The sequence below is a fragment of the Kitasatospora fiedleri genome (genome assembly GCF_948472415.1).
GTDB classification, from domain to species: Bacteria; Actinomycetota; Actinomycetes; order Streptomycetales; family Streptomycetaceae; genus Kitasatospora; species Kitasatospora fiedleri.
In genome coordinates, this window is the sequence record NZ_OX419519.1 from 5791058 (window position 1) to 5802851 (window position 11794).

Consider the following 11794-nt stretch of genomic DNA (forward strand, 5'->3'; position numbering starts at 1 on the left):
CGGATGGAAAAGCGGACCGAATAACTCTGGTAGAGTTCGGGAGTGCCGAAAGGCAAAAGCGAATCGGGTCGAATGAAACTCCGGAAAACGGAGCGGAAAACGTCTGATAAGCTGGGAACACGAAAGAACGAAGCGCCCGGAGATACGGTCGGAAGGCCGGTCGAAGGAAGCGTCCGTTCCTTGAGAACTCAACAGCGTGCCAAAAGTCAACGCCAGATATGTTGACATCCCCGGCCTCGACTCTGTTCGGGGTTGGAGATTCCTTTTGAAGTAAAATATTAGCGAGGACGCAGTGCGCGGGGCCGCCCTATTCCGGTGGTTGCCGTGCCGCTCTTTCGTGGAAGCATTCACGGAGAGTTTGATCCTGGCTCAGGACGAACGCTGGCGGCGTGCTTAACACATGCAAGTCGAACGGTGAAGCCCTTCGGGGTGGATCAGTGGCGAACGGGTGAGTAACACGTGGGGAATCTGCCCTGAACTCTGGGACAAGCCTTGGAAACGAGGTCTAATACCGGATACGACCTTCTCCTGCATGGGGGTTGGTGGAAAGCTCCGGCGGTTCAGGATGATCCCGCGGCCTATCAGCTTGTTGGTGGGGTAATGGCCTACCAAGGCGACGACGGGTAGCCGGCCTGAGAGGGCGACCGGCCACACTGGGACTGAGACACGGCCCAGACTCCTACGGGAGGCAGCAGTGGGGAATATTGCACAATGGGCGGAAGCCTGATGCAGCGACGCCGCGTGAGGGATGACGGCCTTCGGGTTGTAAACCTCTTTCAGCAGGGAAGAAGCGCAAGTGACGGTACCTGCAGAAGAAGCACCGGCTAACTACGTGCCAGCAGCCGCGGTAATACGTAGGGTGCGAGCGTTGTCCGGAATTATTGGGCGTAAAGAGCTCGTAGGCGGCCTGTCGCGTCGGATGTGAAAGCCCGGGGCTTAACCCCGGGTCTGCATACGATACGGGCAGGCTGGAGTGTGGTAGGGGAGATCGGAATTCCTGGTGTAGCGGTGAAATGCGCAGATATCAGGAGGAACACCGGTGGCGAAGGCGGATCTCTGGGCCATTACTGACGCTGAGGAGCGAAAGCGTGGGGAGCGAACAGGATTAGATACCCTGGTAGTCCACGCCGTAAACGTTGGGAACTAGGTGTTGGCGACATTCCACGTCGTCGGTGCCGCAGCTAACGCATTAAGTTCCCCGCCTGGGGAGTACGGCCGCAAGGCTAAAACTCAAAGGAATTGACGGGGGCCCGCACAAGCAGCGGAGCATGTGGCTTAATTCGACGCAACGCGAAGAACCTTACCAAGGCTTGACATACGCCGGAAACTGGTAGAGATATCAGCCCCCTTGTGGTCGGTGTACAGGTGGTGCATGGTTGTCGTCAGCTCGTGTCGTGAGATGTTGGGTTAAGTCCCGCAACGAGCGCAACCCTTGTTCTGTGTTGCCAGCGAGTAATGTCGGGGACTCACAGGAGACTGCCGGGGTCAACTCGGAGGAAGGTGGGGACGACGTCAAATCATCATGCCCCTTATGTCTTGGGCTGCACACGTGCTACAATGGCCGGTACAAAGGGCTGCGATGCCGCGAGGCGGAGCGAATCCCAAAAAGCCGGTCTCAGTTCGGATTGGGGTCTGCAACTCGACCCCATGAAGTTGGAGTTGCTAGTAATCGCAGATCAGCATGCTGCGGTGAATACGTTCCCGGGCCTTGTACACACCGCCCGTCACGTCACGAAAGTCGGTAACACCCGAAGCCGGTGGCCTAACCCGTCAGGGGAGGAGCCGTCGAAGGTGGGACCAGCGATTGGGACGAAGTCGTAACAAGGTAGCCGTACCGGAAGGTGCGGCTGGATCACCTCCTTTCTAAGGAGCACATAGCCGCTTGCGAGCGCATGTCTCGCACGGTTGCTCATGGGTGGAACGTTGACTATTCGGCACACACGGTGATGGACCGCCAGTACTGCCCTCCGGGGTGTGGAACGCGGCTCCTGGAGCGGGTGTGTCGGGCACGTTGTTGGGTCCTGAGGGAACGGCTTGCCGTTGTCTCATGGATGCCGGCCTCAGGCGAGGCCACCTGTGAGGGTGGTCTGGTGTGGGTGTCTGGTCGTTGTTTGAGAACTGCACAGTGGACGCGAGCATCTGTGGCCAAGTTTTTAAGGGCGCACGGTGGATGCCTTGGCACCAGGAACCGATGAAGGACGTGGGAGGCCGCGATAGGCCCCGGGGAGCTGTCAACCGAGCTTTGATCCGGGGGTGTCCGAATGGGGAAACCCGGCAGTCGTCATGGGCTGTCACCCATACCTGAACACATAGGGTATGTGGAGGGAACGCGGGGAAGTGAAACATCTCAGTACCCGCAGGAAGAGAAAACAACCGTGATTCCGGGAGTAGTGGCGAGCGAAACCGGATGAGGCCAAACCGTTGTGGTGTGAGACCCGGCAGGGGTTGCCAGAGCGGGGTTGTGGGAAAGTTCTTCAGTCGTCTGCCGGCGGCTGGGCGAGTCAGAAACCGTATGGGTAGTCGAAGGACATGCGAAAGGTCCGGCGTAGAGGGTAAGACCCCCGTAGACGAAATCTGTACGGCTCGCTTGAGCTTCTCCCAAGTAGCACGGGGCCCGAGAAATCCCGTGTGAATCTGGCGGGACCACCCGCTAAGCCTAAATATTCCCTGGTGACCGATAGCGGATAGTACCGTGAGGGAATGGTGAAAAGTACCGCGGGAGCGGAGTGAAATAGTACCTGAAACCGTGTGCCTACAAGCCGTGGGGGCAGTCCTTTTGGGGCTGTGACTGCGTGCCTTTTGAAGAATGAGCCTGCGAGTTTGCGGTGTGTAGCGAGGTTAACCCGTGTGGGGTAGCCGTAGCGAAAGCGAGTCCGAATAGGGCGCCCATAGTTGCATGCCCAAGACCCGAAGCGGAGTGATCTAGCCATGGGCAGGTTGAAGCGCGGGTAAGACCGTGTGGAGGACCGAACCCACCAGGGTTGAAAACCTGGGGGATGACCTGTGGTTAGGGGTGAAAGGCCAATCAAACTCCGTGATAGCTGGTTCTCCCCGAAATGCATTTAGGTGCAGCGTCGCGTGTTTCTTGCCGGAGGTAGAGCACTGGATAGGCGATGGGCCTTACCGGGTTACTGACCTTAGCCAAACTCCGAATGCCGGTAAGTGAGAGCGCGGCAGTGAGACTGTGGGGGATAAGCTCCATGGTCGAGAGGGAAACAGCCCAGAACACCGACTAAGGTCCCTAAGCGTGTGCTAAGTGGGAAAGGATGTGGAGTCGCAGAGACAACCAGGAGGTTGGCTTAGAAGCAGCCACCCTTGAAAGAGTGCGTAATAGCTCACTGGTCAAGTGATTCCGCGCCGACAATGTAGCGGGGCTCAAGCACATCACCGAAGTCGTGTCATTGCAGCAATACTCCCAACGGAGGCTGTGATGGGTAGGGGAGCGTCGTGTGCCGGGTGAAGCAGCCGAGGAATCGAGTTGTGGACGGTTCACGAGTGAGAATGCAGGCATGAGTAGCGATACAAGAGTGGGAAACTCTTGCGCCGATTGACCAAGGGTTCCTGGGTCAAGCTGATCTGCCCAGGGTAAGTCGGGACCTAAGGCGAGGCCGACAGGCGTAGTCGATGGACAACGGGTTGATATTCCCGTACCCGCTTTGAAGCGCCAACGTCGAACCTCTTGATGCTAAGCCCGTGAAGCCGGCCCGGAGTCTTCGGACAAAGGGACGTGGTGGAGCCGGTGACCCAACGGGGTAGTAGGTGAGCGATGGGGTGACGCAGGAAGGTAGTCCAGCCCGGGCGGTGGTTGTCCCGGGGTAAGGGTGTAGGACGTTGCGTAGGCAAATCCGCGCAACATGCGTCTGAGACCTGATGCCGAGCCGATTGTGGTGAAGTGGATGATCCTATGCTGTCGAGAAAAGCCTCTAGCGAGTTTCATGGCGGCCCGTACCCTAAACCGACTCAGGTGGTCTGGTAGAGAATACCGAGGCGTTCGGGTGAACTGTGGTTAAGGAACTCGGCAAAATGCCCCCGTAACTTCGGGAGAAGGGGGGCCATTGCTGGTGACGGGACGTGCTCCCTGAGCTGGTGGTGGCCGCAGAGACCAGCGAGAAGCGACTGTTTACTAAAAACACAGGTCCGTGCGAAGCCGTAAGGCGATGTATACGGACTGACGCCTGCCCGGTGCTGGAACGTTAAGGGGACCGGTTAGTCCGATTTCGGTCGGGCGAAGCTGAGAACTTAAGCGCCAGTAAACGGCGGTGGTAACTATAACCATCCTAAGGTAGCGAAATTCCTTGTCGGGTAAGTTCCGACCTGCACGAATGGCGTAACGACTTCTCGACTGTCTCAACCACAGGCCCGGTGAAATTGCATTACGAGTAAAGATGCTCGTTTCGCGCAGCAGGACGGAAAGACCCCGGGACCTTTACTATAGCTTGATATTGGTGTTCGGTTCGGCTTGTGTAGGATAGGTGGGAGACTGTGAAACTCGGACGCCAGTTCGGGTGGAGTCGCCGTTGAAATACCACTCTGGTCGTGCTGGATGTCTAACCTGGGTCCGTGATCCGGATCAGGGACAGTGTCTGGTGGGTAGTTTAACTGGGGCGGTTGCCTCCTAAAGGGTAACGGAGGCGCCCAAAGGTTCCCTCAGCCTGGTTGGCAATCAGGTGTTGAGTGTAAGTGCACAAGGGAGCTTGACTGTGAGACTGACGGGTCGAGCAGGTACGAAAGTAGGGACTAGTGATCCGGCGGTGGCTTGTGGAAGCGCCGTCGCTCAACGGATAAAAGGTACCCCGGGGATAACAGGCTGATCTTCCCCAAGAGTCCATATCGACGGGATGGTTTGGCACCTCGATGTCGGCTCGTCGCATCCTGGGGCTGGAGTAGGTCCCAAGGGTTGGGCTGTTCGCCCATTAAAGCGGTACGCGAGCTGGGTTTAGAACGTCGTGAGACAGTTCGGTCCCTATCCGCTGTGCGCGTAGGAGTGTTGAGAAGGGCTGTCCCTAGTACGAGAGGACCGGGACGGACGAACCTCTGGTGTGCCAGTTGTCCTGCCAAGGGCATGGCTGGTTGGCTACGTTCGGGAGGGATAACCGCTGAAAGCATCTAAGCGGGAAGCCTGCTTCGAGATGAGCACTCCCACCTCCTTGAGAGGGTAAGGCTCCCAGTAGACGACTGGGTTGATAGGCCGGATATGGAAGCCCTGTGAGGGGTGGAGTTGACCGGTACTAATAGGCCGAGGGCTTGTCCTCAGACGCTCGCGTTCACTGTGTGGTTCCCGGGTAGCGAACAGCTATCGTCGGCAGGGAGTCGATTCTTTCGGCTCTGCCACAAGAAGCAACACCATTTTTCAACTGAAAAGTGTGTTCGCTGAATACCCGATAGGGTTTCGGTGGTCATAGCGTGAGGGAAACGCCCGGTTACATTTCGAACCCGGAAGCTAAGCCTCACAGCGCCGATGGTACTGCAGGGGGGACCCTGTGGGAGAGTAGGACGCCGCCGAACAATTCTTCAATAGGCCGAGGCCCCAGCGATTCGCTGGGGCCTCGGCCTTTTTTGTTGGGCCTCGGCCGGACACGTGGACGGCCGGTGGACGGTGGTCGGGCACCCGGACGCGGTGTTCCGCCGGATGCCGGACAATGGACAAGGCGGACGTTCCGGACCCTGGTGGGGTGCGGAGGGCGTCCGGATCTCGCGCTGGTGTCGGTGGATCGGCAGTGGCGCCTCTCGAACTCGCAGTGTGCAGACAGGAGTCACCAGCATGTCGAACCCGCCCCAGGACCGGCCCGAGCGCCGTAACGACGGCGGCCGGGGGTACGAGCCCAGGTCGCGAGGCGGTTGGTCGAACGACCGCGGCCCGCGTCGTGACGACCGTGGCGAAAGCGGCGGCTACCGGGGTCGTGACGACCGCGGTGACCGCGGTGGCGCCGGCGGTGGCTTCCGCTCGCGTGACGACCGGCCTTCGTACGGCGGCGGTGGCGGCGCCGGCGGTGGCGGTTACCGCTCCCGTGACGACCGTCCGCAGGGCGGTGGCGCCGGCGGTGGCTACCGGGGTCGTGACGACCGGCCTTCGTACGGCGGCGGTGGCGGCGCCGGCGGTGGCGGTTACCGCTCCCGTGACGACCGCCCGCAGAGCGGTGGCGGCGACCGCGGAGGGTTCCGTGGCCGGGACGACCGTCCCCAGGGCGGTGGCTACCGGGGTCGTGACGACCGTCCGCAGGGCGGTGGCGACCGTGGTGGGTTCCGTCCGCGTGAGGACCGCCCCTCGTACGGGCGTGACCGCGACGACCGTCCGCAGCGCAGTGGCGGCTATGACCGTCCGCAGAGCGGTGGCGGCGACCGCGGCGGCTTCCGCGGCCGGGACGACCGTCCCCAGCGCAGTGGCGGGTACGACCGTCCCCAGGGCGGTGGCTACCGGGGTCGTGACGACCGTCCGCAGGGCGGTGGCGACCGTGGTGGGTTCCGTCCGCGTGAGGACCGCCCCTCGTACGGGCGTGACCGCGACGACCGTCCGCAGCGCAGTGGCGGTTACGACCGCCCGCAGAGCGGTGGCGGCTTCCGAGGCCGGGACGACCGTCCCCAGCGCAGCGGCGGCTACGACCGTCCCCAGGGTGGCGGGTTCCGGCCGCGTGAGGAGCGTTCGTTCGACGACCGCCCGCAGCGCAGTGGTGGCTACGAGCGTCGGGACGACCGTCCGCAGGGCGGTGGTGACCGTGGCGGCTTCCGTGGTCGCGAGGACCGTCCGCAGCGCAGTGGCGGCTACGACCGTCCGCAGAGCGGTGGCGACCGGGGTGGGTTCCGTCCGCGTGAGGACCGCCCCTCGTACGGGCGTGACCGCGACGACCGTCCCCAGCGCAGCGGCGGTTACGACCGCCCGCAGAGCGGTGGCGGTGACCGTGGCGGCTTCCGCGGCCGGGACGACCGCCCCCAGCGCAGCGGTGGCTACGACCGTCCGCAGGGCGGTGGCGACCGTGGCGGCTTCCGTGGTCGTGACGACCGTCCGCAGCGCAGTGGCGGGTACGAGCGTCGGGACGACCGGGGCGGGTACCGGGGCGGGCGTGACGACCGTGGTGGGTACCGCGGTGGGCGGGACGAGCGGGGCGGGTACGACGAGCGGCGTCAGGAGCCGGTGAAGCGGCTGCCGATCCCGGACGACGTGACCGGGTTCGAGATCGACGCGGACGTCAAGCAGGACCTGAAGAGCCTGCCGAAGACGCTGGCCGAGGACGTGGCGCGCAACCTGGTGATGGTGGCGCGGCTGCTCGACAGCGAGCCGGAGGAGGCCTACAACTACTCGCGGGTCGCGCTGCGGCTGGCTTCGCGGGTGGCGAGCGTGCGCGAGGCGGCCGGGTTCGCCTCGTACATGACGCAGCGGTACGCGGAGGCGCTGACCGAGTTCCGGGCGGCGAAGCGGATGACCGGGCGGGTCGACCTGTGGCCGGTGATGGCGGACTGCGAGCGCGGTCTGGGCCGGCCGGAGCGGGCGCTGGCGATGGCCGGTGAGCCCGAGGTGAAGCAGCTGGACAAGGCCGGTCAGGTCGAGATGCGGCTGGTCGCGGCGGGTGCCCGGGCGGACCTGGAGCAGTTCGACGCGGCCGTCGTGACGCTGCAGAGCCCGGAGCTGGCGTCCTCGGCGATCCACCCGTGGACGGCGCGGCTGCGTTACGGGTACGCGGACGCGCTGATCGCGGCGGGTCGGGCGGACGAGGCCCGGGAGTGGTTCGTGAAGGCCGTGGAGGCGGACACGGACGGGTCGACCAACGCGGCCGAGCGGCTGGCGGAGATCGACGGCATCGAGTTCACCGACGCGCTGGACGAGGACGCCGAGGTCGAGGACGAGGGCGCGGAGGCCGTGGAGCCGGCGCGCCGTCAGATCGACAAGGACGACGTCGGCGACGACCGGATGATCTTCGAGGACGAAGAGGACGTCGAGGAGTTCTACGACGAGGACGACGAGGAGATCGACGAGGACTACGACGAGGACTCGTTCGAGGAGCAGCCGAAGCAGGGCTGACCGGCGTGTGGAGAGGCCCCCGTTCCGGGTAGGAGCGGGGGCCTCTCCACGTTCCGCGCGGGCGGGTCGGCGCCGGGTCGGCACCGGGTCGGCGGGGTCGGCGGTGGGTCAGCCGAGTTCGAGGGAGCGCAGGACCAGTCCGGTGGCCGGTTTGGGGCCGAAGGAGGTGGACTTGCGGGGCATGGTGACGCCCTGTTCGGCGAGGCGGCGCACGACGCGTTCCTCGACGGGGTGGAGCAGGACGGCGGTGCCGCCGGTGCGGGCGGCCTCGCGGACGGCGGCCTCGGCGGAGTGCAGGTAGCCGATGTGCTCGGGGCTGTCGGGGACGTGCCAGGTGCGGTCGAGCAGGACGGCGTGCAGGACGGTGGCGTCCAGGCGGCGCCACTCCTCGGGGCGGTCGGTGCGGACGGTGGCGGCGAGGGTGGCTTCGTCGGGGCCGGTGAGGAGGTGGAAGCGGCCGTCGCCGGCGGTGAGGACGAAGGAGTTGCCGGGGGAGCGGTGGGCCTCGGCGAGGGCGGTGAGGGCGTCGGGGAGGGCGCCGGGCAGTTCGGTGGTGCGCCAGGCGGCCGGGTCGAGGGCGGCGAGCGCGGCGTCCGGCGGGAGGCGGTGCAGGACGCGGTGGATGGCGCGGACCCGCAGCGGGTAGCGGTCGGTGTCGACGAGCAGGACCAGGCCGCGGTCCCAGGGGCTGCGCGGCAGGTGGCGGTGTTCGCGCTGGAGCCGCAGGTACATCTCCCAGCGGTGGTGGCCGTCGGCGATCAGGGCGCGGCAGCCGGCCAGGTCGCGGGTGACGGCGGCGAGTTCGGCGGGGTCGGTGACGGCCCACAGGCGGTGGTGGGTGCCGTCGCTGGTGGTGGTGGCGAGCAGCGGTTCGGTGGCGGCGGCGCGTTCGATGACGTCGGCGGCGCGGCCGTGGCCGCGGTAGGTGAGCAGCAGCGGTTCGAGGTTGGCGCGGGTGGTGCGCATCAGGCCGACCCGGTCGGCGACGGGCTTGGGCATGACGTCCTCGTGCGGCAGGACGACGCCGGCTTCGGGGCCGCTGACGGCGAGGGCGCCGATCAGGCCGCGCTGGAGGGCGCCGGAGGGGGTGCGCTGCTCGTAGACGTACAGGGCGGGGCTGGGGTCGGCGGTCAGGACGCCCTGGTGGCGCCAGTCGTTGAGCAGGCGGGCGGCGTGCCGGTAGCGGGTGTCGCGGTCGGGGCGGTCGCCGGCGTCCTCGGGTTCGGGGCGGGGCAGGATCAGGCGGACGATGTTGTGCGGGTCCGCGGTCTCCAGGTCCAGGCGCCGTCCGGGGTCGACCACGTCGTACGGCGGTGAGGTGACCGCGGCCAGGTCGCCGACCCGGTGCGGGTCGTAGCGCAGGCCGCGGAACGGGGACAGGGACAGCCCTGCGGTGGCGACGTGCCCGGGGTCTCCGGGGCCGCCCGAGGGCTCGTTGCCGGTTTCGGCACGAGGGGCGCTCATTCTGGGCATGTTAGTCGGGTAGTCCTTGTTGGGAGATCGCGATGCGGGTGGACGTCCAGGTCATCCGGGACGTGGACGGGCGGACGGGAAGCGGGGTAGGTGCGGATGGGTCACCGGGAGCACGAGGGCGACGGCGGGGCGGCGGTTCCGGGGGCGGGCGGGAACGGGGTGCCCGGCGGCGGGGTGTACGACTGGTTCCGGCGCGGGGTGCGGCTGTTGGAGGAGCGGCACCCGGCGGCGGCGGTGCAGCTGCTGGCGCGGGCGGCGGAGGTGGAGCCGGGGTCGCGGTCGATCCGGGAGGCGCTGGCGCGGGCGCAGTTCGACGCGGGGCAGTACGCGCGGGCGCTGGAGAGTTTCCGGGCGGTGGCGGAGGCCGATCCGTCGGACGACTACGCGCAGTTCGGGTGGGGGGTGTCGGCGGCCCGGCTGGGCGACTTCGAGGTCTCGGCGGAGCACCTGGCGCTGGCGGTGGCGATGCAGCCGGACAACCGGCACTACCAGGCGGCGCTGCGGCAGACCAGGGCGACGCTGGCGGCCCGGGCGGGGGCGTACGGGCCGCTGCTGCCGGGGGCGCCCGGGTACCTGGCGCCGCTGGAGGGCCCGGAGGGCCCGGAGGGTTCGGGCGGCCCGGGGAGGCTGGACGGCCCGGACGGTCCGGGTGAGGGCTGACCGGGGCGCGGTGGCGGGCGCGGCCTAGGCTGGCGGGTGTCCGTTCGGTTCGAGGTGACGAGGGTGGAGCAGCGATGACGGAGAACGCCGCGGCGGTGCGGAGCGTGCCGGGGTCCAGTGCGGAGGCGCTGACGGAGGCGTACGACACGGCGCTGCTGGACCTGGACGGGGTGGTGTACGCCGGGCCGCACGCGGTCGTCCACGCCGTGGAGTCGCTGGAGCGGGCGCGGGCGGCCGGGATGCGGCTGGCGTACGTCACCAACAACGCGTCGCGGCCGCCGCGGGCGGTGGCGGAGCACCTGACGGAGCTGGGCGTGCCGGCCGAGCCCGCGGACGTGATCAACTCGGCGCAGGCGGCGGCCCGGCTGGTGTCGGAGAAGGTGCCGGCGGGGTCGCGGGTGCTGGTGGTCGGCGGGGCGGGACTGCTGGAGGCGCTGGAGGAGCGTGGGCTGGTGCCGGTGCGCTCGCTGGAGGACGACCCGGCGGCGGTGGTGCAGGGCTACGACCCGTCGGTCGGCTGGAAGGACCTGGCGGAGGCCTCGTACGCGGTGGGCCGGGGCCTGCCGTGGGTGGCCTCGAACACCGACCTGTCGATCCCGACGGCCCGGGGCATCGCGCCGGGCAACGGGACGCTGGTGGCGGCGGTGCAGGCGGCGACCGGCGTGGAGCCGGAGGTGGCGGGCAAGCCGCTGCCGCCGATGCACCGGGAGACGGTGCTGCGGACGGGGGCGAAGCGTCCGCTGGTGGTCGGTGACCGGCTGGACACCGACATCGAGGGCGCGTTCAACGGCGGGGTGGACTCGCTGCTGGTGTTCACCGGCATCGCCACGCCCGAGCAGGTGCTGGCCGCGCCGCCGGAGCACCGCCCGACCTACCTGGCCGAGGACCTGCGCGGCCTGCTGGAGGCGCAGCCGGAGGTGTCGGCGCTGGACGGCGGCCGGTTCGGCTGCGGCGGCTGGACGGCGGGCGCGGACGGCGGCGTGCTGGCGCTGGACGGCACGGGCGGCCGGATCGACGCGGTGCGGGCGCTGTGCGCGGCGGCCTGGACGTGGGCGGACGGGCACGACGGCGCGGCGCCGGAGTCGGCGAAGGCCCTGGCGGGGCTGCCCGCGGCGGACTGACGGGTCCGTGGCCGGGCCGGTTCGTGGTGCGGCCATCCGTTCGGGGGACGGGTGGCCGGTGCCGGTCGGTCGGCGGGGCGGGGGTCAGAGCAGGGTGCGCAGGCGCAGCAGGTCGCGGAGGCTCGCGTCCAGCTTGAGGCGGCCGGTGGCCCAGGCGGTGGGGAAGGGGAGCGTGCCGGCGACCAGGGCGACCAGGTCGTCCCCGGTGGTGGTGAGCTTGATGTCGGCCTTGGTGGCGGGCGGGCCGGGGGCCTCGGTGATGCCGGTGAGCCGCCCGTCGGCGAGGCGGCCGGTGAAGGTCAGGTCGAGGTCGGTGAGGTGGCAGCTGAGGGAGCGGTCGAGGGCGGCGGCCTTGCGGATGTCGCCGCCGGCGGCGGCGAGGTTGTGGCTGAGCTGCTCCAGCGCGGTGCGGCACTCCTCGGTGGTGGCCATGTCTGCGGCTTGCTCCCGTCGGTGGTCGTCCGGCGTTCCACGCTAGCGCAGAGCCGTACGGCGGCGGCCCGGAGAGGGTAGCGTCGGTGGCGGT

At 67.2% G+C, this 11794-nt stretch carries 5 protein-coding genes and 3 rRNA genes; 6 read left to right on the top strand and 2 right to left on the bottom strand.

Annotated features, from left to right (window positions below):
- Positions 1-346: 346 nt before the first annotated feature.
- The 4 genes from QMQ26_RS26365 (at position 347) to QMQ26_RS26385 (ending at position 8014) form a co-directional block, all read left to right on the top strand.
- Positions 347-1863 (top strand): 16S ribosomal RNA (locus tag QMQ26_RS26365).
- Positions 1864-2143: 280 nt separating this feature from the next.
- A 23S ribosomal RNA gene (locus QMQ26_RS26370) occupies positions 2144-5252 on the top strand.
- 136 nt (positions 5253-5388) lie between these two features.
- Positions 5389-5505, top strand: a 5S ribosomal RNA gene (gene rrf, locus QMQ26_RS26375).
- The 16S, 23S and 5S rRNA genes sit together here, the layout of an rRNA operon.
- A 1624-nt stretch (positions 5506-7129) precedes the next feature.
- Complete coding sequence (locus QMQ26_RS26385) at positions 7130-8014, top strand: tetratricopeptide repeat protein (protein WP_100840117.1); 885 nt, start codon at positions 7130-7132, stop codon at positions 8012-8014.
- Between the two features lie 108 nt (positions 8015-8122).
- Here the strand turns inward: QMQ26_RS26385 and QMQ26_RS26390 are convergent, their stop codons facing one another.
- On the bottom strand, positions 8123-9478 hold the full coding sequence (locus QMQ26_RS26390; RefSeq protein ID WP_282202901.1) for a DUF1015 domain-containing protein: 1356 nt from the start codon (positions 9476-9478) through the stop codon (positions 8123-8125).
- Positions 9479-9583: 105 nt separating this feature from the next.
- Between QMQ26_RS26390 and QMQ26_RS26395 the strand changes: the two genes are divergently transcribed.
- Positions 9584-10147: a tetratricopeptide repeat protein gene (locus QMQ26_RS26395; protein ID WP_282202902.1), complete on the top strand. Its 564-nt coding sequence runs from the start codon at positions 9584-9586 to the stop codon at positions 10145-10147.
- 74 nt (positions 10148-10221) lie between these two features.
- On the top strand, positions 10222-11268 hold the full coding sequence (locus tag QMQ26_RS26400; protein WP_282202903.1) for an HAD-IIA family hydrolase: 1047 nt from the start codon (positions 10222-10224) through the stop codon (positions 11266-11268).
- 84 nt (positions 11269-11352) lie between these two features.
- Here the strand turns inward: QMQ26_RS26400 and QMQ26_RS26405 are convergent, their stop codons facing one another.
- Positions 11353-11700, bottom strand: a complete 348-nt coding sequence (locus QMQ26_RS26405; RefSeq protein ID WP_282202904.1) for an alkyl sulfatase C-terminal domain-containing protein — start codon at positions 11698-11700, stop codon at positions 11353-11355.
- Positions 11701-11794 lie beyond the last annotated feature (94 nt).